The 24,165-nt window shown below is 45.4% G+C and carries 22 protein-coding genes and 1 pseudogene; 19 read left to right on the top strand and 4 right to left on the bottom strand.

Features of this window, described 5'->3' with window-relative positions; all coding sequences use genetic code 11:
* The 5 genes from ACRBG0_RS08150 to ACRBG0_RS08170 form a co-directional block, all read left to right on the top strand.
* Positions 1–1,356 (top strand): WD40/YVTN/BNR-like repeat-containing protein (locus ACRBG0_RS08150; RefSeq protein WP_431486410.1); only part of this gene is annotated, 1,356 nt, incomplete at its 5' end.
* A gap of 31 nt (positions 1,357–1,387) precedes the next feature.
* Positions 1,388–2,284, top strand: coding sequence for an NmrA family NAD(P)-binding protein (locus tag ACRBG0_RS08155; RefSeq protein ID WP_431486411.1), 897 nt, complete (start codon positions 1,388–1,390; stop codon positions 2,282–2,284).
* A 62-nt stretch (positions 2,285–2,346) separates the two neighbouring features.
* Positions 2,347–3,453, top strand: a complete 1,107-nt coding sequence (locus ACRBG0_RS08160) for a hypothetical protein (RefSeq protein WP_431486412.1) — start codon at positions 2,347–2,349, stop codon at positions 3,451–3,453.
* A 12-nt stretch (positions 3,454–3,465) separates the two neighbouring features.
* Positions 3,466–3,924, top strand: a complete 459-nt coding sequence (locus ACRBG0_RS08165; protein ID WP_431486413.1) for a GNAT family N-acetyltransferase — start codon at positions 3,466–3,468, stop codon at positions 3,922–3,924.
* Positions 3,905–4,420, top strand: coding sequence for a hypothetical protein (locus ACRBG0_RS08170; protein ID WP_431486414.1), 516 nt, complete (start codon positions 3,905–3,907; stop codon positions 4,418–4,420). The genes ACRBG0_RS08165 and ACRBG0_RS08170 overlap by 20 nt, the downstream gene beginning before the upstream one ends.
* Positions 4,421–4,462: 42 nt before the next feature.
* Here ACRBG0_RS08170 and ACRBG0_RS08175 read toward each other — a convergent pair whose 3' ends face one another.
* Complete coding sequence (locus tag ACRBG0_RS08175; RefSeq protein ID WP_431486415.1) at positions 4,463–5,359, bottom strand: helix-turn-helix domain-containing protein; 897 nt, start codon at positions 5,357–5,359, stop codon at positions 4,463–4,465.
* A 154-nt stretch (positions 5,360–5,513) separates the two neighbouring features.
* Between ACRBG0_RS08175 and ACRBG0_RS08180 the strand changes: the two are divergent.
* The 7 genes and pseudogenes from ACRBG0_RS08180 to ACRBG0_RS08210 form a co-directional block, all read left to right on the top strand.
* Positions 5,514–5,882, top strand: a pseudogene (locus ACRBG0_RS08180) (cupin domain-containing protein); the annotation flags it as partial.
* A 36-nt stretch (positions 5,883–5,918) separates the two neighbouring features.
* A complete protein-coding gene (locus ACRBG0_RS08185; RefSeq protein ID WP_431486462.1) occupies positions 5,919–6,335 on the top strand; it encodes a nuclear transport factor 2 family protein in 417 nt (138 codons plus the stop codon).
* Positions 6,336–6,411: 76 nt separating this feature from the next.
* Positions 6,412–6,876 carry a putative quinol monooxygenase gene (locus ACRBG0_RS08190; protein ID WP_431486416.1) on the top strand — a complete coding sequence of 155 codons (465 nt, stop codon included), beginning with the start codon at positions 6,412–6,414 and terminating at the stop codon, positions 6,874–6,876.
* A gap of 64 nt (positions 6,877–6,940) precedes the next feature.
* Positions 6,941–9,211, top strand: a complete 2,271-nt coding sequence (locus ACRBG0_RS08195; protein WP_431486417.1) for a molybdopterin cofactor-binding domain-containing protein — start codon at positions 6,941–6,943, stop codon at positions 9,209–9,211.
* A gap of 151 nt (positions 9,212–9,362) precedes the next feature.
* Positions 9,363–9,821 (top strand): (2Fe-2S)-binding protein, encoded by a 459-nt coding sequence (locus ACRBG0_RS08200; RefSeq protein ID WP_431486418.1) that lies wholly within the window; start codon positions 9,363–9,365, stop codon positions 9,819–9,821.
* Between the two features lie 186 nt (positions 9,822–10,007).
* Positions 10,008–12,260, top strand: coding sequence for a molybdopterin cofactor-binding domain-containing protein (locus tag ACRBG0_RS08205; protein WP_431486419.1), 2,253 nt, complete (start codon positions 10,008–10,010; stop codon positions 12,258–12,260).
* 20 nt (positions 12,261–12,280) lie between these two features.
* Positions 12,281–12,856, top strand: coding sequence for a Crp/Fnr family transcriptional regulator (locus ACRBG0_RS08210; protein ID WP_431486420.1), 576 nt, complete (start codon positions 12,281–12,283; stop codon positions 12,854–12,856).
* A gap of 4 nt (positions 12,857–12,860) precedes the next feature.
* Here ACRBG0_RS08210 and ACRBG0_RS08215 read toward each other — a convergent pair whose 3' ends face one another.
* Positions 12,861–13,478: a hypothetical protein gene (locus ACRBG0_RS08215; RefSeq protein WP_431486421.1), complete on the bottom strand. Its 618-nt coding sequence runs from the start codon at positions 13,476–13,478 to the stop codon at positions 12,861–12,863.
* A 227-nt stretch (positions 13,479–13,705) separates the two neighbouring features.
* Here ACRBG0_RS08215 and ACRBG0_RS08220 point away from each other — a divergent pair, with 227 nt between their 5' ends.
* The 3 genes from ACRBG0_RS08220 to ACRBG0_RS08230 all read left to right on the top strand — a co-directional run bounded on the left by ACRBG0_RS08220 (position 13,706) and on the right by ACRBG0_RS08230 (position 16,260).
* On the top strand, positions 13,706–14,620 hold the full coding sequence (locus tag ACRBG0_RS08220) for a T9SS type A sorting domain-containing protein (protein ID WP_431486422.1): 915 nt from the start codon (positions 13,706–13,708) through the stop codon (positions 14,618–14,620).
* A 3-nt stretch (positions 14,621–14,623) separates the two neighbouring features.
* Complete coding sequence (locus tag ACRBG0_RS08225) at positions 14,624–15,058, top strand: polymer-forming cytoskeletal protein (RefSeq protein WP_431486423.1); 435 nt, start codon at positions 14,624–14,626, stop codon at positions 15,056–15,058.
* 239 nt (positions 15,059–15,297) lie between these two features.
* Positions 15,298–16,260, top strand: a complete 963-nt coding sequence (locus ACRBG0_RS08230; protein WP_431486463.1) for an energy transducer TonB — start codon at positions 15,298–15,300, stop codon at positions 16,258–16,260.
* Positions 16,261–16,643: 383 nt separating this feature from the next.
* On the opposite strand, the gene ACRBG0_RS08235 is transcribed toward ACRBG0_RS08230, so the two are convergent.
* Together ACRBG0_RS08235 and ACRBG0_RS08240 are read right to left on the bottom strand one after the other, a co-directional pair.
* A complete protein-coding gene (locus tag ACRBG0_RS08235; RefSeq protein WP_431486424.1) occupies positions 16,644–19,847 on the bottom strand; it encodes a WD40/YVTN/BNR-like repeat-containing protein in 3,204 nt (1,067 codons plus the stop codon).
* A 108-nt stretch (positions 19,848–19,955) separates the two neighbouring features.
* Positions 19,956–20,708: a LolA family protein gene (locus tag ACRBG0_RS08240; RefSeq protein WP_431486425.1), complete on the bottom strand. Its 753-nt coding sequence runs from the start codon at positions 20,706–20,708 to the stop codon at positions 19,956–19,958.
* 658 nt (positions 20,709–21,366) lie between these two features.
* Here ACRBG0_RS08240 and ACRBG0_RS08245 point away from each other — a divergent pair.
* From ACRBG0_RS08245 to ACRBG0_RS08260, 4 genes are read left to right on the top strand one after another with little or no spacing between them, the layout of a single operon-like run.
* Complete coding sequence (locus ACRBG0_RS08245; protein WP_431486426.1) at positions 21,367–21,930, top strand: RNA polymerase sigma factor; 564 nt, start codon at positions 21,367–21,369, stop codon at positions 21,928–21,930.
* Positions 21,927–22,577: a hypothetical protein gene (locus ACRBG0_RS08250; RefSeq protein WP_431486427.1), complete on the top strand. Its 651-nt coding sequence runs from the start codon at positions 21,927–21,929 to the stop codon at positions 22,575–22,577. Before ACRBG0_RS08245 ends, ACRBG0_RS08250 begins: the two co-directional genes overlap by 4 nt.
* A gap of 41 nt (positions 22,578–22,618) precedes the next feature.
* Positions 22,619–23,338 (top strand): hypothetical protein, encoded by a 720-nt coding sequence (locus ACRBG0_RS08255; protein ID WP_431486428.1) that lies wholly within the window; start codon positions 22,619–22,621, stop codon positions 23,336–23,338.
* Between the two features lie 55 nt (positions 23,339–23,393).
* Positions 23,394–24,119, top strand: coding sequence for a hypothetical protein (locus ACRBG0_RS08260; protein ID WP_431486429.1), 726 nt, complete (start codon positions 23,394–23,396; stop codon positions 24,117–24,119).
* Positions 24,120–24,165: the final 46 nt, after the last annotated feature.

The raw sequence follows: 24,165 nt of genomic DNA on the forward strand, positions 1-24,165 counted from the left end.
ATCTACGCTATTCGGGAATCGCCGGTTGCGGCAGGTGTCATTTGGGTGGGTGCCAATGATGGGCCCGTCCATCTTACACGCGACAATGGTGACAGTTGGCAAAATGTTACACCGGCCTCTTTGCCCAAAGGCGGACGAGTAGACGCAGTGGAACCTTCGCCACACGATGCAGCGAAGGCTTACATTGCGGTATTACGATATCAGTTGGGTGACTGGCGACCGTACCTTTATCGTACCAATGATTACGGAAAATCGTGGACACTGCTTAGCGGCCCCAAGAGCGGTATTCCACAAGATTTTCCCACGCGGGTCGTCAGAGAAGACCCTGAACGAGCAGGCGTTTTGTATGCCGGTACAGAATTTGGGATGTTCCTATCTATGGACGATGGCCAGACCTGGAAATCTTTTCAACAAAACCTTCCGGTGACGCCAATCACCGATATCAAAATCCATCAAGGAGATTTGGTTTTATCAACGATGGGGCGCGGCTTCTGGATCATGGATAATGTGCGCATTCTCCATGATGAAGCTTTGGCTGATTTGGCCGGCGAGCCATATCTGTTTACCATTCCCACCACTATTCGTCATCGTTCCCCAATGGGACGTAGTAATAATGAGGATTTGGAGTATACGAGCCCAGGGCTATGGGTGGATTATTTTGTACCAAAAGGAAGCAAAGCTCCGGTTGAACTACAGATTTCCGGCCCGGATGGTGCCTGGATAACGACTTTGGCCAGTGATAGCATCAAAGCCAGTCGGGAGTTGGTCGAAAACATGGGCCTCAACCAGCAAGAGTATTTGATCACCAGGGCCTTGAGTGCCAAACCTGGCTTGCAGCGTTACCGCTGGGATATGCAGGCACGCGGGCCATGGTCGGCCAACAAAAACAGGGCATATCGCAATGGCGCACTGGTACCCCCCGGCGAGTATACCGTTACCATGAAAGTAGGAAAATGGGAATCGAGTCAGCAGTTTTATCTATTACCTGACCCCAGGGTCATAGGGACTGGTGTCTCGGTTGCCGACATGAAGGCCCAATACGCATTGACCACAGAAATTACCAACCTTCTTACCCGTGCCCGTAAACTGGAACAAGCCTGGGAGAAAGCACTAAAAATAGCCAACGAAGATAGTAGTCAGAAAGCCTATGCGGAAGCGTTGAGCAGAGCTTTACCACAGTTGCAGACAGAAAAAGACATGATCTACCCCCAACCAAAATTACTTGATCAAATCGGGTACTTGGGCTATATGCTACGCGGCGCCGACCAACGCCCAGGCGATGATGCCTACGCTCGACTGGCTGAACTGACCAAACAGCTTAATGAGTTGGAAGAAAATGTGGAGGGGGCAAGGTGATGAGCGTATTCGGCAGGTCACTAGCCTTTAATTGGTAAAAGAGGAAATGAAAAGGATACTCGTAACAGGAGCAACAGGTAATATAGGGAGAGAAGTAATTCACTATCTCTGTGAATTGGATCAAGCATCTGAAATAATTGCTGCTGTCCGAAATGTTGAAACCGCTAAAAAGAAATTTCCTTCCGTTCAAAACTTAAGCTATAGGCCGTTTGATTTTGAGAACGAGGAGTTATTTGATACAGCATTTGAAAATGTTGACATCCTCTTTTTACTTCGACCACCTCCTATTTCACAAGTGGAAGCCGTTTTTCGACCTCTTTTATTATCTGCTAAAGAGAATGGCATCGATAAAGTTGTATTCTTATCGGTGCAAGGGGCAGAAAAAAGCACCGTGATTCCTCATAATAAGATCGAAAGGCTTATTAAATCGTTGGGCTTCAGATACATTTTTGTACGCCCTAGCTATTTCATGCAAAACCTGACAACAACCCTTCTTCCTGAAATACTAAAAAACCAAACGATTACCCTGCCTTCGGCGCAAGCTAAATTCAACTGGATTGACGTAAAAAACATTGGAGAAGCCACCGCTGTACTGATTAAATCATTTGAGGAACATCATAATAATGCTTACATCATAACAGGGGAAGAAAACAAACACTTTCAAGAGGTAGCGGACCTAATGAGTAAGGTTACAGGAGTGGATATTACGTTCAAAAGTAAGAACCCACTGAGTTTCTACTTCAGAAAGAGAAAAGAAGGAATTACGCACGGTTTCGCTTTGGTGATGACCATGCTTCATTTCTTACCGAGAATACAAGGGGAACCTGAAATTACAGATGATTTTTACAGAATTACAGGCAAGAAGCCTACCTCTTTGGCTGAGTTTCTCGAAAGAGTAAAAGACGAGATAAAACCATCTTCAAAGTGAGCTTTAAGAACTTTGCTGATCAGATTCCAAACTACATTCAATGTGCTTAATGCGACTTGAATATGGACAGTAGATATGACAACCTACTAGACGAAGAAACCCACCCTGTGTGGGGTAAATATGTTAGAAGTAATGAAAAAATCTTCTGGGAGGGTAACCCTCAAGTAGACATGTCTATTCGTCTTTTAGAAATTGGGCCCTATCATGATGTGATGATGGGAGCGTCGTCTAATTTTATCATTTATTTAATGGTACTATTTGTCATCGCAAGAGCGATCTATGGAGAAGATGGACTAGTGGCCGCTTTACCCTTTATTCTAACAGGAATCGGCTTGATCTTTGTTTTTGAATTATTAAGAAACAAGTCGAACAAGCGGATCAGGTACGCCGTCACTTCTAACTACCTGCTCATTAGATTTGACTACCTCGTTTTAAAAAAAATAGCGGCAATTCCTCTTTCTAAAGTGATATCAATATCACCAATCAACTATCAAGACAATACGACTAGTTTGTTGTTTCCAAATCACAATGAAACGAGAATCAAGACCATTGATTTTGTAACCGGAAAAAGAAGAGATCATACCTCGTTTGAGAGAATCGCAGATGGAGAAGAGGTACTGCAACTAATTACGGATCTAATCAAAGACAACAAACTAGCTCCACTTCAATATCATTATCCGATGATGAGGGAAAGTGTTGTACGTTTTTCGAGAAAGGTATACCAATTATTACTTTTTATTTCTGTATTGTACGTAGTCGACTTCTATGTTTTACCGAAAAGAACAACAACGGATTTCGTAATAGAAACAGTTTGGAAGACGCCGTTGGGATTTAACACAGGAGCTACCCATTACACACAAAAAGGATTTCGTTTTAGTACCGATAATGTATACTCTTTTTATGGTGACGAAAGCGAAGTAGTTTTCGATTACAGCCCTGTTTTTAAATCAGTTACAGCCCTTAAAACGTATAGAATGGATTATACTGATCGGCTTGATAATGATTTGAATTTACTAGGCAAATACGCAGCACTTATCTGTTTTATCACATTTTTAAGTGGAATAGTGATCTTAAATAAAACACCACTCAGCCAAGAAGCATATATGCAACTGATTGTTTGTACTGTCTTTTTCCTGATCTTGTTCTGGGTGGTCAATAATTGGTTATAGAAGCTGTCTGAAATGAATTACCAAATAGAAAGCATAGAAAAATCAGCATACCAAGAAGTCGTCGACGTTTGGGAGCTATCTGTTAGAGCTACGCATCATTTCCTCAAAGAAGAGGATATTGCGTATTTCAAACCCTTAATTTTGAATACCTACCTGGATGCGGTAGAGCTGAGGTGTGTAAAAAACAAGGATGGAGAGATCATTGGATTCAGTGGTGTAGCAGAAAACAACCTGGAAATGCTGTTTATTCACCCTGATGAGCGGGGGAATGGTATAGGAAAACTACTCTTAACATACGCAATCAATGAACAGGAGGTAACGAAGGTGGATGTTAATGAAGACAACAAACAAGCTCTAGGCTTTTACGAAAAATTTGGTTTCAAAACCTATAGCCGCTCGGCACTGGATGGGACTGGTAAGCCGTATCCCATATTGCACATGCAACTAAACAATGATGAAATTCGTAATTAACCAAAAACAAAGCCGAAGCTTACTGGAAGAACACGCAAAGTCTTCATTCAATTTTACATTCCTGGGTAGAAATGAATTATTTGTAGCTATTACATTCGTAATGGTTGGCATGTTTGTTTATCTGTTGAATGAGGAAAACAGATTAATTGGTCTGCCTGCGATGGTAATTGGCTTGTTAGAAATAATCAAATACCCAAATAGAGTGAAGCGATGGGTAAAGAAAAAGGAAAAAGAGATCATTTTTAATAAGGATCTGCTCTTTGATATTTCAAAGGATACTTTAAAAATCACTTATGACAAATTGGTTAAAACGCATGCATTTAGTAATATGCGAAAGTGTTTGGTTTCCAAAACAGGTATACTTTTTAAAATTTCATTGGCTGAATACTACTATATTTCCTTTAAATCTTTAGAGACAAAAACAGAGGAGGAAGACCTCCTAAACACGCTTATTGAGGGGTTTAGAGAAGAGCAAATAATCGTAAAGCGAACATAAAATAGTTACTCGTTTTTCAGGGTGAGCAAACCACACGTTAAGTTAATTCAAAGCCCGATACTCCGTTGGGGATATTCCTGTTTTTTGCTTGAAGAGCCGGGTAAAATGCTGTGGGTACTTAAAGCCCAATTCGTAAGCAATTTCACTAATGGATTTACTTTGGTCAAATATCCTTTCCTTGGCCATATCAATCACTTTAGCCTGTATGTATTCCTGAGCTGTTCTACCGGTTTCTTTCTTCACGAGATCACCAAAGTAGCTGGCGGAAAAATTTAATTCGCTGGCGCACCAAGCTACTGATGGTAAGCCAAGAGACTGCGGCCGATCGGTTTGGAAATAATTATTCAACAAATGCTCAAACCTTTCTAAAACGCCTTTATGAATATCGTCTCGGGTAATGAATTGACGGTCGTAAAATCGGATGCAATAATTCAATAGCATTTCTATATTTGATACCACAAGCCTTTTGCTGTGCTTGTCAATACCATGTTCTAGCTCAAACTCGATCTTGGCAAGACAGTCTTTGACGATTTTCCTTTCCCGTTCAGAGATATGGAGTGCTTCATTAGAATGATAACCAAAGAAGGTATAATCCTGGATGTTAGTGCCCAGTGAGGTACCACGAATTAGATCGGGATGAAAAACCAGCGCATAGCCTTTTGGCTGATACTTTTCGCCGGTGTGCTCTACGCTAACGACCTGCCCAGAGCCGATAAATACCAAGGTCCCTTCCTGATAATCGTAGGTGTTTTTTCCGTAGCGCAAATCACCACACTTTACCTCTTTCAGAAAGACGGTGTAGAAGCCAAAATACATATTGTAAGCATGTCTTGGGTTTGCGTTTGCGAGATCAATCACACTCACCAGCGGATGCAAGGTCTCCGCATTGTTAAAGGCGTTGTAATCGCTGACGGTCTCAAACCGAATTAGGTTATCCATCCCTTTTCTTGTTTATCCTCTTCAAATTTACCGTTTTATTTTGCTGTTAACCAACAAGCTTGTCGCTGATCAGCAATATTGGTAGCTAAACCCGTAATCTGTATAACACAGATACAGGTTTTTACAATGATCTTTGTACAACAAAGAAAAAACAATGAAACAAATAGCCTATTCTTTTTTATTGCTAGCCGCGCTTACCACCACAGTAATAGCTCAAGAAACACCTCTTTTCCCGAAAGGAGAAAAAGCCCCCAACGTTCATCATACTGGAGATGTTTGGCTTTATCATGTAAGTAATGCCGATGCGACTTTTGCATATAACCTGACCCTTGCAACTTTTGCTCCTGGAGCCAAACTAGATTGGCATCTTCATCCTGCCGGGCAGCAGTTACTCATCACAGAGGGCATTGGCTACTACCAGGAAAGAGACAAGCCAGTGCAAGTTGTTCATAAAGGCGAGGTCATCAAATGTCTCCCCGGCGTGGAGCATTGGCATGCTGCAACCCCAGATAGCGAGTTTGCCTATCTTGCAATCACAGGAAACCAACCAACACAATGGCTGGAACCATTAACAGAGGATGAATACAAGAACATCAACAATATCAGTAGTGTCGCAGCACAGGAAGTCATAGAACTCTCAAAAGAGAAATGGTTGTGGATGGCCGAAAAAAAGGTAGATGTCCTTACCGATCTCTTTCATGATAATGCGGTCTTCGTACACATGGGAGGAAGTTGGGGAAAAGAAAAAGAACTTGATATCATTCAAAGCGGAGGCATTCACTACAAGCAGGCCGACATTCATGAAGTATCCGTAAACATCATTGATGATACCGCCATTTTATTGAATAGAATAACGCTACTGGCGGTCGTTGGAGGTAATGAAGTGACCAATCCTTTTATGGTAACGGAGGTGTATAAACGACAAGAAAGTGAATGGAAATTAGCGTCTCTTTCCTTTACAAAGTTGTTAAATTAAGATGCGGTAATCAGCGTTGGATTTGCTTATCAATCGTTATTCTTTCCGAAAAAAGCAAAAAATGCCTTTGGTTAAAATGAATTTCAACAACCATTTCTTTTTGAAAATTGCTATCTTGGTAAAAGGTGGTTTAGTTATCCTGTTTTTCGGCTTGGTATCGTGTATTTCTTCTCCCGGCGATGCAAGCAGCATATCACCAGCCAATACCGACGAAATGATGGTGAGAATAGCAGACATTGAAATAGACTCCGCTTATCTGGAGGAATACATCGCCATCCTGAAAGAAGAATCAGAGGCATCCATTCGGTTGGAGCCAGGAGTGATCTCCATTTTCCCGATGTTTCCAAAAGAGAAGGCAACAAACATCATTATTGTAGAAGTCTATGCCAGTAGGGAAGCGTACGAGTCGCATCTGCAAACGCCTCATTTTAAGCACTACAAAAGGGCGACGCTCGACATGGTCAAGTCATTAAAATTGATTGACATGGAGGCTGTCGATAAAGAAAACATGTCCAAGGTTTTTGGTAAGCTAAACTCCTAGGCAATTAGGACGATCAATGAAAACTACCAGATAAAGTGTATTTTCGATTTATTAAAACAACAAAATGGCAATCGTAAAAACTTCCTTTAACAGACGGTCTTTTCTAAAAACTACCGCCATCGCCGGAGGGGGAATGATGCTTCATTTTTGTTGGTTTACTGCTTGTGAATCCTCCTCAAAAAAAGACGCTACAAGTCCTCCAGAAGAGTGGTTCAATTTCAATGGCTATCTGAAAATTGGAGACAACGGGCAGGTCATTATTTTGTCTCCCAACCCCGAAGGCGGGCAAAATGTCAAGACCTCCATGCCCATGATTGTGGCCGAGGAGCTGGATGTCGACTGGAAGGATGTCATCGTAGAACAAGCCCCATTGAATACCAAATTATACAGCCGCCAGTTTATTGGTGGTAGCCAGGCGATACGACATGGTTGGGGAGGACTGAGGATGGCAGGTGCTTCGGCGCGACACATGCTTCGTGAGGCGGCGGCTCAAGCTTGGCAGGTACCTCTGGCCGAGGTCACTACAGAAGCTGGCATTTTGCAGCACCAGCAAAGTGGGCAATCGACGACGTATGGCGAAATGGCTGCTGCTGCAGCCAAGGTGCCCGTACCTGATGAAGTACAGCTAAAAGAAGTACAGGAGTTTAAAATTATTGGCACTTCCCGTAAGAATGTAGATGCCAGAAAAATTGTAACCGGCCAGCCATTGTTTAGCATAGATACCAATAAGGAAGGTATGTTAATCGCGATGATTGTCCACCCTCCCGCTTTTGGGATGAAATTCAAATCAGTTGATGATTCCGCAGTTAGGTTGATGCCGGGAATTCAGGATGTTTTCACAATAAAGGTCTTGGCCGACGATTTTGACCGACAACACTTTGATACCTGTACCTTTCTGGAAGTTGTTGCTATTGTAGGCAACACCACCTGGGAGGTCATGAATGCCAAAAAGGCAATTACTATTGAGTGGGAACCTTTTGAGACTTATACGGAAAACCGAACGCCCTATGGTAGACCCAAAGAGGTGTTTACTATTCCTGCTGGCTTGGAGAGTTCTAGTGACCACCGGGCGAAGATGGCAGAAAAAGCTGCTCAGCCAAAGCAAGTTGCTCGCAAAGATGGAGATCCAGAGGCCGCTTTTAAGAACGCAGCAAAAACTATTGAACGAACCTATACTGCTCCATTTCTTGCCCACAACTGTATGGAGCCGATGAATTTCTTTGCGCATGTAACAGCAGAAAAAGCAGAACTGATTGGGCCTTTACAAAAAGCAGAACTGACAGAACAAACGCTATCCGCCCGATTGGGCTTGCCCGTGGAAGCTATCAACATCCAGTTGCCACGACTAGGAGGAGGATATGGACGACGCTCTTATGCGCATTGGGCGGTGGAGGCAGCACTCATCTCTCAAAAAATGCATGCCCCTGTGAAACTGATTTACACTCGGGAAGATGACATGACAGGGGGGATCTATCGTCCTGCTTATCAGGCGACCTACCGGGCAGCCATAGACGCAGACAACAAACTCACGGGCATACACATCAGTGCTGGCGGGATACCTGAAAGCCCATTGTACGCAAACAGATTCCCTGCAGGAGCCGTCGATAATTATCTTGCCGAAAGTTGGACTGTAAATTCCAATATCACTATTGGCTCTTTTCGTGCACCCCGCTCGAATTTTATTGCTTGTGCCGAACAGTCTTTTCTAGATGAAATAGCTGAAGCGATGGGGAAAGACCCTATTGATTTTCGTTTAGCATTACTCAAACGAGCCAAGGAAAACCCCGTGGGAGAAAACAATGACTATGATGCCGCCCGTTATGCTGGGGTATTGGAATTGGTGCGGGATAAATCAGGTTGGGACGATCCCTCCTCTGCTGGTACGCACCGTGGAGTCGCGGCTTACTACTGTCATAACTCCTATGCTGCACAGGTCCTAGATCTAAAAATAGACAATGGCCAGCCTATTGTGGAGAGGGTATGCTGTGCCATTGATTGTGGTATCGTGATAAATCCGGATGCAGCAACCAATTTATCAGAAGGTGCTATTGTGGACGGCATAGGAAATGCGCTGTACGGTGAACTCACCTTTAAAGACGGTAAGCCGGAGAAAAACAACTTTCATCAATATCACATGATTCGGATGTCGGAAGCACCGCGAAAAATAGACCTTCACTTTGTAGAAAATGACATTGACCCTACGGGATTAGGGGAACCAGCTTTCCCTCCAGTCTTTGGAGCTTTGGCCAACGCTTTGTACCAAGCAAAAGGAAAGCGCTTTTATGATCAACCGTTTAATAATAGACTTATTCATCCGGGAACATTTGGGGGCTGACTTGCTCTCTTCTGCTCCCACTTCGCAACCAAAGTGGTCACGTAGCTAAGGCTATGTTCCTACTTTGCTCGCTTGCGGGAACAAAAGATAGCTACGTCTTCCCACCAAAGCTCCCCGGACGAACAAGTCTAATGGAATAAATAATAATAACATGGCAAATTTTAGTCTAAACATCAATGGCAAAACCCAGCAAGTGGACGTCGACCCTGCGACGCCGGTACTATGGGTGTTGCGGGATCACCTCAATCTGGTGGGAACAAAATATGGCTGCGGGATTGCGCAGTGCGGAGCTTGCACCATTCACCTTGATGGGGTTGCGATGCGTTCGTGTATCATCCCTGTTTCTGCGGTGCGCGATCAGGCGATAACTACTATTGAGGGGCTTTCTGAGCAGGGAGATCATCCTGTTCAGCAAGCTTGGCTGGAGCATGATGTGCCACAATGCGGCTATTGCCAAGCAGGGCAAATTATGAGTGCTGCTGCACTGTTGAGTGACAACAGCAAGCCCAGCGATGAAGATATTGACATCGCTATGCACGGTAACATTTGCCGCTGTGGCACCTATACCCGAATAAAAGCAGCCATAAAAACGGCAGCGAAAGTAGGATAGTTGTAAACACGCCTGCAAAGCAGGTGGAAAACTTGGCCTAGCGATGTGTCGTAGTGGCCGGTTAGGCCAGACCCCAGGTTTTCCTGGGGGCCGATCCCGATTATATCGAGAGCTACAGAACGTAGCGCCCCAGTGCAAGCTGGGGAGGCCCCGTATTATTAATACAAAGATTAAAAATAGCATAAGATGACTACCCTTAAAACATCCATTGGTCGCCGTTCTTTTTTGAAATCCGCTGCTTTGACGGGAGGCGGTATGATGCTTGGGTTTAGCTGGTTGAGTTCTTGCCAGTCGAAGACGGAAGAAGAAGTGATGGCGATGCCAGAGGCCTGGTTTGAAATCAATTCTTACCTAAAAATTGGAGACAACGGTGTGGTGACGATCTATACGCCCAACCCTGAATTTGGGCAAAATGTTCGTACCTCGATGCCCATGTTGGTGGCCGAAGAATTGGATGTAGACTGGGACAAAGTGCTGGTAGAACAAGCTCCTTATCATCCTGAAAATTTCGGTTTTCAGTTTACGGGCGGTAGTCGGGGCATCATGTCAAGATGGGAACCGCTACGGATGGCAGGAGCATCGGCCAAGCACCTGCTACGGCAAGCGGCGGCTCAAGCTTGGCAAGTACCCTTGGAAGAAGTGACCACCACCACTGGCATGTTGCACCATCAAGCCAGCGACCGCTCAGCGGGGTATGGAGAAATGGCTTCGGCGGCAGCAAAGTTGCCCATCCCGGAAGAAGTGACCTTGAAAGAGGTGAAGGATTTTAGGATCATTAGCACCTCCCGCAAGAATGTAGATGCCAAAAGTATCGTTCAAGGCCAGTCCCTATTTGGGATGGATTACCATAAGGAAGGAATGTTGATTGCCATGATCGTGCATCCACCCGCTTTTGGTCTGACCCTGGAATCGGTAGATGATGCAGCCGCGAAAGCAATGCCAGGGATCAAGGAGATCGTTACGATAAAAAGCTTCCCCGACGGATATGAAAAGGGAGGGTTTGACACCAATGCATTCCCTGAGCTGGTCGCTATTGTCGGCAACTCTACCTGGGAAGTGATGCAGGCAAAAAAGGAACTGAAAGCTACTTGGAAACCGATTACAGCAACTACCGAAACGATCAATGGATTTAGAGGAAAAGAAACCAAGCATACCCCCGCTGGCCTGGAATCTACGGATAGCCACCGGGCTCAAATAGCAGAAGTAGCCAGTAAACCAGGGAAGATCGTCCGCCAAGACGGCGACCCGCAGGCGGCTTTTGATAATGCAGCAAAGGTTATTGAAAGAAGTTATTCCGCGCCCTACCTTGCACACAACTCAATGGAGCCGATCAACGCTTTTGCGCATGTAGAAGGAGATAAAGCAACGATTGCCGCGCCAATTCAAATCCCTGCATTGATCATCCCTACCATTGCTGCTGGCCTGGGGATTCCGGCAGAGAACATCGCTATGGAAATGCCGCGAATGGGCGGTGGTTTTGGTCGTAAAGCGTATGCCCACTACGTGGTGGAAGCGGCGTTGATCTCGCAAAAAGTACATGCTCCTGTAAAGCTGATCTATACGCGTGAAGACGATATGACCAACGGTATTTATCGCCCCACCTACCAGGCTACTTACCGGGCTGCTTTGGATGAAAACAACAACTTGGTAGCACTACATGTAAAGGCTGGCGGTATTCCAGAAAGCCCCTTGTTTGCCAATCGCTTTCCGGCTGGTGCCGTAGCCAATTATTTGGCAGAAGAATGGTCGATTGACTCCAATATTACCATCGGAGCTTATCGTGCACCACGCTCCAATTTTATGGCTGGCGCCGAACAGTCGTTTCTGGATGAAGTGGCCGAGGCCGCGGGTAAGGATCCGATTCAATTCCGGCTCGACTTACTGAAACAAGCGAAAGACAACCCGGTTGGGGAAGAAAATGACTACGATGCCGAGCGTTATGCCGGAGTATTGGAGCTTGTTCGCGAAAAAGCGGCCTGGGGGCAAAACCAAGGGAATGTCCATAGGGGCGTCTCGGCGTATTTTTGTCATAATACCTATGCTGCGCACGTTCTGGATCTGACGATAGAAAAAGGCAAGCCCGTGGTGCAAAAAGTATGTTGTGCTATTGATTGCGGCATCGTCGTGAACCCGGATGCTGCTAAAAACATGGCCGAAGGCGCTATCACAGACGGTATCGGGAATGCTTTCTACGGAGAGCTGACCTTCAAGGATGGTGCGCCGGAGAAGAGTAACTTTGATAAATACCGCATGATCAGGATGGGTGAAGCTCCTAAAGAAATTGACGTGCATTTTGTGCAAAACGAAATCGCACCAACAGGCATGGGAGAACCACCCTATCCGCCTATTTTTGGAGCCGTAGCCAATGCTATTTTCAAAGCCACCGGAGAAAGGCAATATGATCAACCTTTCCTTGGGGATAAGCAGGTTTTGGGATAGGCGCAAAAGACGAATAATAGATGAACCACGTACTGGTAGAACAATTGTCACAAATGACCGGGCTCTCCACAGAAGAGAAGCAGGCCATTGAGCAAAGTTTTCCGATCAAAACATTCAAAAAAGGTACTTTCTTGCTGAAAGAAGGGCAAATTGCCAGAGATGCATTTTTGATCATTGAAGGCTGCATCAGAAGGTACCATATTGAAGACGGAGAGGAAATTACTTCAGGACTTTATACCGAGGGGGATTCCATTGCCGACTTTAACAGCCTGGCCAACCAAAGCCCGTCGAAGTATTTTTTCGTTTGTTCGGAAAAGGTGACAGTAGCGGTTATCAATACAGAAAAAGAAGCTGCCTTGTACAAAAGATTCCCTCGGTTTGAGGCCATCTGTCGGGTAGAATTCGAGAAGATGGTGGGCAAAAAAAACGAAGAAACGGAAGCCTTTACCAGAAAAACGCCAGAAGGTAAATACCTTTCATTACAAGCCACTCGGCCAGGCTTACTCCAACGGGTACCGCAGCATCAAATTGCCAGTTACCTGGGAATAAAACCGGAGACACTTTCTAGAATTAGAAAGCGTCTCGCGGTTAAGTGAGCCTTTAGAAATTTAGCCCAAAGTGTAATCCTGGCTCAAACAAGAAGTACTTATTCCATTTATCTTCCTCAGCTTGAAAAGAGGCAGGAAGATTGGTATTGATGGGCCAACTTGTAGCAGCGATAGAAGGCTCGATAAATAGCCGGTTTTTAAATAACTCAAAGTGATAACCAAACCGGAGCGTCGTAAAAAGTTGAAACCCGTGTTGAATCTTATCTCCTTCTTCATCCAGATAGTTTTGCCGAAAGGCTGTGGCATGGACTTGCCCGTAAATACCTTTCCATAAGAAGCGCTTGTACGCCAATCCCATTCCAAAGGCTTTTACTTTGCCCGGAAAATTGGAGCTCTTGTTATCATAGTCAGGTCCGTAAGGTCGACCTAAAGGGCCTTGGTACGCCCAGGTGATGGCCTCGACCGAGATCACATTCTTGGGACTTAATCGGTAACCGTAATTGAGTTGATAATATTCCGGCGATGGCGACAAGATGGGAGTTGCCAACACAAATAAAGTGCTGCCAATGAAATGCCTTGGTGTAGGCGTTTTCTCGTCAGCTGTTTGGGCGGAAGCCGTTGTAAGGACTAGAAAACATAATGCGATTAAAAAACTAAAATGCTGTCTCATTAGAAGTAATTTTCTTCAAAGGTCAGCCGTAATCATCCGTGATCCATTGACTTTAGTCAAGAAATGAGGTTTGAAACATATTAGGGGCATATAGGAACACGCAAGTATCTCTTATTTAGCAACTTGGATGACCTTACGTTTCTTACATAGTTCAGTAATTTGTGAAATTCCTTATTTTGAATAAATGCGATTTATTAACGCTCTTTTTTGAAAAACTAACGTGCTTTATGAAACCATCTCTGACCTTTGCTACACTCTTTTTATTACTCAATATAACCTACAGCCAGAAGACCTACGCCCCACTACACGCCGAGTGGAAGTACGAAGGTTTTGATGTCTATTGCGAGGGCAACCACATCAAATACACCGTCACCAGCGAGCAATTTATTGACGATAAGGACTGCTCATGGATTACCGGTTATCAATGGAGCGATGAAGAAATGGGCTGGCTAACACAAGACTCGCTCTTGGTCTGGGAAAACGACCACAAAGTCTATTTTTACGAGGATACTTCCTTTTACCTGATGTACGATTTTGAGGCAGAGGCCGGCGATACGGTCATGTCTTACGATCCGGTAGATCGCAGGCTTTTTTCCATTACGGGCTATATGGAGGATGAAATGCTGCCTCATCTAATTCCCTATTATGTCATCACAGTGGAAGAAATAGAGATCAATGGCGTAATGTATAAGACCTTTGTTACCCCCGAAGAAGGAATAGAAAGTTGTACCACTAAAAGCATCATTATCGAGGATATAGGAAGCACTGGCATGGGGCTTACTGGCGAAACGTGTTTTTTGGTGACCATGGGGTGCCCTGGGCAATTTGTCTGCTACAATAATGGAACTGTGAGTTACGAATCCGGTTTCTTGTCCTGTGATTCGTTGACCAATGTGGGGGATATTCCGCTCAAAGACGAGGTCAAAATTTACCCCAATCCGGCTAGTGATCTCCTTCACCTGGATGTGCCATCCTCTATATCCATTATCGGTTATGTGATCCTCGATGCAGGGGGGCGCTTGCTACTAACGGGTGAGGACATTAGTACTATTGATATAAGCACTTTACCGAAAGGGGTATTTTATCTAAAAGCAAACCTAGCCAACGGAGAGGTGTTTCTGAAATCCTTCCTTAAACAATAGTCTATGTTACGTCGCCTCTGGAAACGCCTGAACGAAGGCAAATACGCCTCTTTTGAACAATTGACCCAGCAAGATGTCGGTAAAAAAGAAATTATTATTACAGCGTCTACCGTATGTACTGCGAACCTGGAAGGCGTGTCTATCTTGGTAGATGAAAAGGCCGCGTTTGTAAGTAAAGGCAACATCAAAGGCAACATCGTTTCCAAAGGAGGTAAGGTTATCATTTATGGTGAGTTTGAAGGATACTTACATTCTCTTGGTTTACTTCAGCTAAAAAAGGAAAGTGTTATTTCAGGCGATATTATTTGTAGCGAACTCATTGTCAGTCCGGGTGGTAAAATGGATGGAACATTTACTTTTTCTTCTCCCAATCAAGAGATTTCAATTGATATAGAACCGCTATCTCAAAGAGAAAGAGACTGGTTAGAAAGGGTTTAGCAGCATTTTTTTCCAAAACCGGTTACGAAACGCGATCTTTGGCAATCAACTAGGAGTAAGAGAATCATTATTCATACAAACAAGAAACTATGCGCTTAAAACTAAGCTTATTAACGATACTGTTTTCAATGGTATCTGTAGTGGCCATCGGGCAGGTCNNGCCACCTCCACCTCCACCTCCATCGGAAGAAATATTTATGGTAGTAGAGCAGATGCCGGAATTTCCAGGCTGCGAAGACATGACTGATAAGCAAGAACGCAAGCAATGCTCGCAGGAGGCCTTATTGGCTTATGTTTATTCCAACTTGGAGTACCCTGAACAAGCAAAAGAAAACCGCCAGGAAGGTATGGCAGTCGTTACTTTTATTGTTGCAAAAGATGGTTCTTTAGAAAACATTAAAGTAGTACGTGATCCAGGCGCGGGCTTAGGAGACGCCGCCGCTATGGTCATCCACAAGATGAACAAGGAAAATATCCGCTGGAATCCGGGCTTACAACGCGGTAGATCCGTTGCTGTAAGGTTCAATCTTCCCGTTAGATTCAAACTCGATAAAGAAGAAATTCCTACTCCTCAAGAAGAAGAGGAAGCCGTTGAGGAAGAAATGGAAATCACGGTAGCAGATATAGCGCCATCACGGGAGATGTTGCAACAAAGTGCCGTCGCTCGGGAATGGAGAGACGAAGAGGTGGTGGAAGATGCGCCGCCGCCGCCACCACTACCTGTAGTGGAAGCAGAAATAGAAGAAGACCTTCCTGTAGTAGAAGCAGACGAAAACTACCCACCCCCACCGCCGCCGCCACCTCCCCCTCCTGCAAGACAACAAGTGGCCGAGATATTCAAGGTAGTAGAAGATATGCCACGCTATATGCAGGCCGATTGCGAAAGCTTGGCTACGAAAATGGAAAAAAAGGAGTGTGCGCAAGAGGCCATGTTGTCTGCTATTTACGATAACCTACAGTACCCATCAATCGCCAAAGAGAATGGTGTAGAAGGCACGACGGTCGTAACTTTCGTTGTAGAAAAAGACGGGAGCCTGAGCGATATCCGCCTTGTTCGTGATATCGGTGCAGGCTGTGGTGAGGAAGCTGTACGTCTTGTAGAGCAAATGAGTGCGCCAGGCCAATGGGTGCCTGGAAAGCAGCGGGGCCGTGCAGTGAAGGTGCAGTTCAACCTTCCAATTAAGTTTCGTCTCGACGATTAATATAATGGTTGGGGACCCGACCGAGGCAACTAGGATAGGATAGACCACGGATTACCTTGCGGTGATCGTTGTTTCACTCCTCAGAGTTGAACGGATCAGACTGATTAACACAGATTTTTCTTAAAATAGGCCGTGAGCCTCTGAGAAGCTTGCTGCAACTCCGAGGTACTGCAAGAACAACTCTGAGAACAGGAGGGACGATCACCGCAGTAATCCCGTCAAATCCGTTCGATCCGTGTTCTATTAGGTCATATTAGCCGCTGATAAGTTTTGGTGTGTTCGCCAAAAAAAGGATAGAGGAACTAACTTCAACGAAGTCTAGTCCCTCTATTTTTTTTACAAAACACCTTGTACCTAATACTTGGTACCAAGTACCCAAAAAGTTACCACATCATGATCCAGCGCCAACCCAAGGCAGTGCTGTTCATAGCGCGGTACATTTCATTTCCTTTCCAATCTAGTTGCCCTCCTTCGTTGCTGCCGCTATCGCTATCGGTTGCAAAGAAAGTCTCTTTGCTATCGTAACTCAAAGGCTCCATGTCTTCTTTTACCAGCAATGCATTGATAGCCATTACCTCATTACTGAGGCGTTGGGCGAATTGAACATTGATTTGCTGCATGGCAAGGCTTAGGCGCTCTGCTTCTGCTACTTGCGAATCAGAAGGTTTACCAGGGTATTGGCTCACCTTCATGTAGAGGTTTGAGATACGTTCCCGGATCTGCTCGCCTTCATCTACATAGAAGTCCCCTTCCAAGGCTACGAGGGAATTCATGGTCGTGCGAATGTCCTGTGCCAAACGATCTACCGCTAACTGTCGCTTCTTCTTTAATCCGTCCAAGGCTTCTAATTGACCTGCCAGTTGGTCATACACTTGGTAAATGTAGGCCAGGTCTTCACTCATATCATAAAGCTGCTGGGTGACCTTGCGTTGCAAAGCACGTTCCTCAAGAGTGTAAGGGGCATCAGGGTCAAAAGCCAGGGTAAAGCTGGTGGTGTAGGTGTCTCTACCTTTGATCAGCTTTACTTCGTATTCGCCAGCTTCCAGGTTAGGGCCAAAAATGGAACCAAAGAGGGCGCTCCGATTGCGAGTAGGTGCTGCTTTGGGTTGCGGCAGGCTTGTAGGCATCCTCACCACATTGATTCCCGCAGATTTGCTTGCTTGAATTTCTTTGATCTTCTCACCGTCTTTGTAAATTTCGATATACATCTTACCAAAAGTATGGCGCTTCTGGCTGTAGTACATCACTGGGGCTGCCGAGCTGGGGTTGCCAGCGGTAAAGTTACCAGAACCTCCAAACCAGCTTCCGCCTGCACCAGGGTCACGCAGTAGTGTGGGAGGAAGTTCAAAGAAAGCTACTTTTTCGGTGAGCATTTCTGCGGTGATTTGCCGCAATGGGCTCAGGTCATCCAAGAGTATAATACCCCGGCCGTGGGTGGCCATCACTAGTGCATTGTCGCGCGGATGGATCACCATGTCACGTACGCCTACCTTCGGCATATTGTTGGTGAAACGTGCCCAGGTAGTACCATCGTCTAGTGATATGTATAGCCCAAATTCAGTGCCCAAAAACAAGAGGTTGGGTTGTACCAAGTCTTGGCGAACACTCAGGGCATAGCCTGATACATCTTCGGTATTGGTCAGGCATGTCCAGGTAGCACCCAGGTCGGTAGTTTTATAAAGATAGGTCGTCATATCACCCATTCGGTGGTGGTCGAACGTCACGTACGCAGTATTGGCATCATGTGGACTGGGATCAACGAAAGTGATCCAGGTATTTTCCGGGAGATCGGGAACATTGGCAATGACGTTTTGCCAATTTTTGCCACCATTACTAGTGACCTGTAGATGGCCATCATCAGTTCCTACCCAAATGGTTTGGTCGGCTACTGGCGACTCTGCAATGGTATATATGGTACAGTTGTTCTCTGCTGTAGAGTTGTCAATGCTCAATCCGCCAGAGGCAAACTGCTGCTGCTTGTCTGGGTTGTCTGTGGTAAGGTCTGGAGATATACGATCCCAGCTTTCACCCATGTCTTCACTGCGGTAGAGATACTGACTGGCAAAATACATCCGTTCCGGGCGCAGGGTACTGATATGAACTGGTGAGTTCCAGTTGTAGCGTAGTTCCTCCTCTCCTTCTCCACGGTAAGGGGCTATTGATTTGGCTTGTCCCGTTTTTTTATTGTAGCGAACGAGGTTGCCACCCTGGTATTCAGCAAAAATGATATCCTCTTGTGTAGGATGAGGGAAGGTGTAGAAGCCATCGCCGCCGTAGACATTGGTCCAGTCATTATTACTAATGCCACCGGCTCGGCGTGAGGGGCCAACCCAGGAGCCATTGTCCTGTAAGCCACCATAGACGTTGAAGGGTTTAGCATTATCTACACTTACGTGGTAAAATTGAGAAACAGGCAAATTCATCCACATTTTGGTGGTCCGGCCCCGGTCGATACTTTCGTAGATACCTCCATCAGTTGCTACCAGGATGTGTTTGGGGTTGGTAGGGTCTATCCAGATATCGTGAATATCGGAGTGGACGCTATTTCCTATTGCACGAAAAACGCGGCCCCGGTCTTCACTAATAATGGCATTCAATCCACACTTCGCAACAATACTATCGTTGGTAGGATCAACGGTCAGGTTACTAAAGTAAAAAGGGCGCACGGTAGTGCCAAAGTCATTGCTGGCCATTTCCCAGTTGGCACCAGCATCGGTGCTAAGGTATAAACCTTTCTTATCGGCACTTTTACATTCTACCGAAAGGTAAATGACGTCGCCGTTGGTGGGGGCTACACCGATAGCCATCCGACCGAGTTTTTCGTCGGGCAGACCATTTTGGATAGGTGCCCAGTTACTTCCTCCATCGGTACTTTTATAAACACCGCTGCCTCCGGTAAATCCAGAGTCAAATGACCATGGGTAACGGCGGAAACTCCAGGTGACAGCATAGACGATTTCAGGGTTTTCGGGATCGAAATCAAGGTCGGTTGCGCCTGTATTTTCGTCAATGTAGAGGATTTTCTCCCAGGTTGCGCCACCATCGGTAGTTTTAAAAACGCCTCTTTCTTCGTTGGCGTTCCACAAATGGCCGAGGGCGGCCACGTAGGCTGTATTAGGATCAGTAGGATGGATGATGATGTCAGAGATTCGTTCGGTATCATCCAGGCCGATAGCTTCCCAGCTTGTACCACCGTTGGTACTTTTGTACATCCCGGTTCCAACAGAGACGCTATTACGTGTCCATTGTTCACCGGTACCAACGTAAACCGTTTCCGGTTCACTGGGGGCAATGGCAATTTTGCCAATAGATTGGGTATGGTCATCAAATATAGGGCGGAGTACAGAACCTCCGGTAACGGTTTTCCAAACACCTCCGCCGGCGGAACCTAGATAAATGGTGGTAGGGTCATCGGGATGTACCGCAATGCTACTCACACGGCCACTCATTACTGCCGGACCGATCTGTCGGGCACGAAGGCCGTCGATTAGCATAGAGCTGGTCGTGATTTGGCTATCCTGGGCTTGGGCTTGATGGAAAAACAAAAAGCTAAAAAGAAGGGCGCAAGAGGTAAAAAGAATTCGCATAATGGATGTGTTTCTAGATATTTTTTTTCAGACTGTTCCCTGACGAACACTGGCCCTGACGACGTTTGCCGCAGGGCCAGTGAATAAAATTTCTGGCAGGCAGGGCAATTAGTTGCCTTTGTCTGCGGCCTTCGGGTAGACAAAAATGGTTTCGTCTAACTCTAGGTTTAGTTCAATCTTGGTAACTGTCATTGAAAACTGAGTGGCACCGCCTACTTTTGATTCGATGTATCTCGGGATCATTAGTCCTTCGTACTCTTCGTAGTCACTCAGGTAAGTCTCTACAGCTTGACCAGCCATCTGTCCTTCAGCAATGATGGTCTTTTGCATGATAGGCACTAGGTACTCGGGCTCAAAGTAATGGAATTCTTCCGTACCGTCCTTTTTTGTCAATTTAAGCTCGTAAGCCATTACTCCGTCTACTTCTTTCTGGCCCAACAACTCTATTGTGTGGCCTTTGTCAGCATAGTCGATGAAGTCATCCTCAAAGGTTTCTTTGGTGAATTCATTGGCCATTTCAGCAGGCATTGGCTGTGCGTCAGCAGCTCCCATAAATGGGTTGATCCACCATGCTGTTTCTCCATCATAAGCCTGGATCATTTCCTGGCCTTGAATGTTGATTTCCATACGCTGCTTGTTAGGTGGCATTTGCATGATTACGCCAGGGAATTCCATCCCCATCTGAGCCATTTTGGCTTCCATTCGCATAGAGGTCAGGGCTTTCCAGTTGTCTTTACCACCAATGTTTTCGAGGTAAGCCTCAATGATCTCATCAGCAGTAATATCCGTAACGGCCTTCTCTTGCGCGTTACCCATGAAAAATCCTAGAGAAAGTGCGCAAAGCAAGAAAATGTGTTTCATTCTGGTTTATTTTTTACGAAAATGATTGTGTAAGTTTTTAACAGGGTGCTTAGTCAGGCTTGTTGAAAACGAGCTTGCAATACCATTAGTAGCATCTGCTTCAAAAATATTACAACTGTAAGGTGAGAATTGTACGGGAAAAACCGAAAAATATTCGATGAAATAGGAAAACGGAGGGATGAATTTGCAAACTGACCAGGGTGATGGGCTACCTCTAACCTTTGCGTCACTCCTTCCTTGCGAGAAAAAAGCCGGAGGGGCGGGTCTAAAGCCAGTGCGTAGGCCAGCAGGCCGTAGCTCGGGGCCCGGAGGGGGCAAGGACAAAGGATGGGCAGCCGCTCCGTAGGGTCGGGTTTAAAACCCGACTACGGAGCGGCAGACAGCCTGGTGCCGAGGCACGAAGGCATGGCCCCTAGGGGTAGGAAAGTAAGTACGGTCGATAGATGTAACTTGTGGGGAGCCCTAGTCAGGAGCTTTGTATCTCTAGGCTTCGGTAAGAATATTTTGGGTGTGGAAAATAAAAAAATAAAAAAAAACAGATTTTCACTAACCTTTTTAATTTCTCCAACGATAGTAGGGATAGAAGGCATGATTAAGACGGCTGTATTAAACAGCATCCTTTATAAAGTCCTTCTCTAAAAAAACATTATCAACGTATATGTCATACGGAAAACATAGCACCGAAGAGAACTTGCGACAGGGATGCCTGGCGGGGGATCGGTTGGCGCAAAAGGAGCTTTACCGCCGCTTTTACGGTAAGCTTCTGGGTATTCCGATGCGCTATACCCGCGATAAGGAGGAAGCTACTGCAATATTGAACCAGGCCTTTCTAACCATTTTTAATGGACTCGGAAAATACCGGGAAGTAGGGTCGTTTCAAGGATGGATGGCAACCATTACTTTTAGAACAACGATGGATCACTTGCGTTACGAGCAGCGCTATCGGGAACGCATTAGCCTGGAAGCCAAAGAGGTACCCATTATGAGGAGCAAGGCCGAGGAAAATCTGGCTGTCGAAGAACTCATTCAGATTATTCAGCGCTTACCGGATCACTTACGTGTTGTTTTCAGCCTGTATGTGATCGAAGGATACAAACATGAGGAGATTACCAACCTGTTGGGCATCACCCTCAGTACGAGTAAATGGAGACTAGCTAAAGCCCGCGAGACCTTACAGTCTTGGCTGGGGCAATTGTATAACCAAAAAGGCAGATCGGCATGAGTTTCGACTACAACAAATGGGAAGACGAGCTTCGGTCTAAAGTAGAAGCACACGAGTTTGCCTTTGATGCCTCGGCTTGGGAGCAAATGGATGAACTCCTGGACCAAGGTGGCGGTACAATGGCACCCAAAGAAGAGGCTCCGCCAGCTAGCGGCCGCTTGACGGCATGGATATTTAGAGGCTTTATTCTGATCATTATTGGCGCCTTATGCTGGTGGATGCTTAGTGATACCAACAAAAACACTGTTACCCTGAGTAGCTTTAATATTACAACTACTCTCGAAAATACACCGACAGAAAACCCATTACACACCGAGAACGCGCCCTTTAAAGTGGAGGCAGGAAGCACGACGAATCCCGAGTACCGTCAACTTCCTGCCAATACCACGGAGTTTGTGGAAGCGGCGCCAGAGGCTACAAGCTTTTTAGCTACAGAAATAAACGCCAGCACACCTCCTAAAGAGGAAGAAACACAATCCTTACCCGACAGGAGTGCTGCTTACCTTACATTTCCTCTAAAAGGGAACACGACGATACCATTGCTGCCAAGTTTATTAGATGATAAACTTTCAGCGCCGGTTCTTGAAAGCCGAAAGCGAAAACGTGACCGGCGAACATTATACCCCGATGTGATCGAGCGGTATTAGGAACTCCTCTTATTAAATTATTCATTGAAAAAATAATAATCATGCATCGTATGAAACACCTCCTCTATGCCTGTTGCTTCCTTTTTGTGGGGATGATGAGCCAGGATTTAAATGCCCAGACAACAACGACTAGCCCACTTACCGTAGGTTTTGATGTTGGATTTGTTTTCAACCACAACAACAACGACTCGATAACAATGGCAAGGAATGCCCACACCCTTCAGCTACGCTCCAGTTATCGTTTTATGCGTTGGTTGGCGGTAAGTGCAAGTATTGGCTACGGCAATGTTAGTGAAGCCGGCGATTATTTCTTTACTCGCAACGGGAGTGCCCGTATAGGAGAACCCTGGACTTTTGTTAGAAAAACGCATCGCATTCCAGCAGCTATAGGACCAGAACTTAATTTTCGAATAGGGCAAGGAGATTTGAGTATTGCCGCGCAATTTGGTTTCATCTACAACCAGTCAAAAGTTTTTCTGGCTAATGCAACAGATGGTTACGGTCTACAGTACAAGTCTACACTTGATACCTATAACAGCCTTGCCTTTTCCTATACCTATTGGCCGCAAGAGCGCTTTGGCGTGCGTATCGGCATACAGTTTCAGGATTGGTTATCGAGCAGCTATTCATCGACGGAATTGACTGCTAATTCGCAGCAAAACTATCCAGACTTATCATCACTTGTTATTGCTCGTTCAAGGCCTTCTACCAATGCCTTGGAACTAGAATTATTTCAAATCGGGCTTACTTATCGCCTCTAAGAACGTGTTGCGTGCTCTCTCTAATTTCTGACCTCTAAATTCAAAACGAAAAATCATGAAATATTCCGTCCTGTTTGTCACCTTGTTACTGTCCGTTCTCTCCTATTCATTACGTGGACAAACCAGTACTAAAACCCAAATTTGGGTGGATGCTACTACCTCTTTTGGCTTCCTTGATTTTGATCCATTCAAGCTTGGTTTTGGGGGAGGCGTACAGCTCAGTCTGGAAAAACCGATAAACACCAAGAGTTCATTAGGTTTGTTTATTGGTGCTAGCAAAATGGGCAGCTACAACCGGGTATATGGAGAATATACCTACAACATACTCCCTAGTGGCTTTCAGCAAAGAGAGCAAAATACCAAACTCCAAGCGCTTGGCTTTTTTGATACCGGCTTGCGTTTTAAGCATCGCCCACAGCAGGCGTCGCCCTGGTCGTGGAGTATTGGTATAAATGCGTCGCTACTATTTCAGCCCGTTGGGCAAGAATACGATCGTTATGCCATTAGTGTCAGAGAACCTGAAATAGGAGAAAATGAATACGTGCATGGCTTCGTCACAAGTGGATTAATAAGCAGTAGTTCACTGGATGCTGAAGATTTTGCCAGCTACGACATTAGTGCGGAAGCAACGCTCTACTACGAAATAACGAAAGGTTGTGCATTGAGGGCTTCTTTCCGGCAGGGGACGAAAAACCTGATCAATCCATCTGTAGCTTCTACTGGAGATGCACAGCATTACCTCAGTATGTTGGCTGTGGGCTTTAGTGCGCGCTTGCGCTAAGCTGCTAATTAATTTACCATTCTAAACACTTTGGCAATTTTAGCTT

This window comes from Lewinella sp. (assembly GCF_050633125.1).
Taxonomy (GTDB): Bacteria; Bacteroidota; Bacteroidia; order Chitinophagales; family Saprospiraceae; genus Lewinella.

What these genes read in the sequence shown, in the direction of transcription:
- ACRBG0_RS08170 (WP_431486414.1), top strand. Translation starts at nt 3,905, where the DNA reads ATGATGAAATTCGTAATTAACCAAAAACAAAGCCGAAGCTTACTGGAA.
- ACRBG0_RS08225 (WP_431486423.1), top strand. Translation starts at nt 14,624, where the DNA reads ATGTTACGTCGCCTCTGGAAACGCCTGAACGAAGGCAAATACGCCTCT.
- ACRBG0_RS08250 (WP_431486427.1), top strand. Translation starts at nt 21,927, where the DNA reads ATGAGTTTCGACTACAACAAATGGGAAGACGAGCTTCGGTCTAAAGTA.
- ACRBG0_RS08230 (WP_431486463.1), top strand. Translation starts at nt 15,298, where the DNA reads ATGACTGATAAGCAAGAACGCAAGCAATGCTCGCAGGAGGCCTTATTG.
- ACRBG0_RS08160 (WP_431486412.1), top strand. Translation starts at nt 2,347, where the DNA reads ATGGACAGTAGATATGACAACCTACTAGACGAAGAAACCCACCCTGTG.
- ACRBG0_RS08200 (WP_431486418.1), top strand. Translation starts at nt 9,363, where the DNA reads ATGGCAAATTTTAGTCTAAACATCAATGGCAAAACCCAGCAAGTGGAC.
- ACRBG0_RS08205 (WP_431486419.1), top strand. Translation starts at nt 10,008, where the DNA reads ATGACTACCCTTAAAACATCCATTGGTCGCCGTTCTTTTTTGAAATCC.
- ACRBG0_RS08255 (WP_431486428.1), top strand. Translation starts at nt 22,619, where the DNA reads ATGCATCGTATGAAACACCTCCTCTATGCCTGTTGCTTCCTTTTTGTG.
- ACRBG0_RS08175 (WP_431486415.1), bottom strand. Translation starts at nt 5,359, where the DNA reads ATGGATAACCTAATTCGGTTTGAGACCGTCAGCGATTACAACGCCTTT.
- ACRBG0_RS08240 (WP_431486425.1), bottom strand. Translation starts at nt 20,708, where the DNA reads ATGAAACACATTTTCTTGCTTTGCGCACTTTCTCTAGGATTTTTCATG.
- ACRBG0_RS08210 (WP_431486420.1), top strand. Translation starts at nt 12,281, where the DNA reads ATGAACCACGTACTGGTAGAACAATTGTCACAAATGACCGGGCTCTCC.
- ACRBG0_RS08215 (WP_431486421.1), bottom strand. Translation starts at nt 13,478, where the DNA reads ATGAGACAGCATTTTAGTTTTTTAATCGCATTATGTTTTCTAGTCCTT.
- ACRBG0_RS08190 (WP_431486416.1), top strand. Translation starts at nt 6,412, where the DNA reads ATGAATTTCAACAACCATTTCTTTTTGAAAATTGCTATCTTGGTAAAA.
- ACRBG0_RS08220 (WP_431486422.1), top strand. Translation starts at nt 13,706, where the DNA reads ATGAAACCATCTCTGACCTTTGCTACACTCTTTTTATTACTCAATATA.
- ACRBG0_RS08245 (WP_431486426.1), top strand. Translation starts at nt 21,367, where the DNA reads ATGTCATACGGAAAACATAGCACCGAAGAGAACTTGCGACAGGGATGC.
- ACRBG0_RS08235 (WP_431486424.1), bottom strand. Translation starts at nt 19,847, where the DNA reads ATGCGAATTCTTTTTACCTCTTGCGCCCTTCTTTTTAGCTTTTTGTTT.
- ACRBG0_RS08260 (WP_431486429.1), top strand. Translation starts at nt 23,394, where the DNA reads ATGAAATATTCCGTCCTGTTTGTCACCTTGTTACTGTCCGTTCTCTCC.
- ACRBG0_RS08195 (WP_431486417.1), top strand. Translation starts at nt 6,941, where the DNA reads ATGGCAATCGTAAAAACTTCCTTTAACAGACGGTCTTTTCTAAAAACT.
- ACRBG0_RS08165 (WP_431486413.1), top strand. Translation starts at nt 3,466, where the DNA reads ATGAATTACCAAATAGAAAGCATAGAAAAATCAGCATACCAAGAAGTC.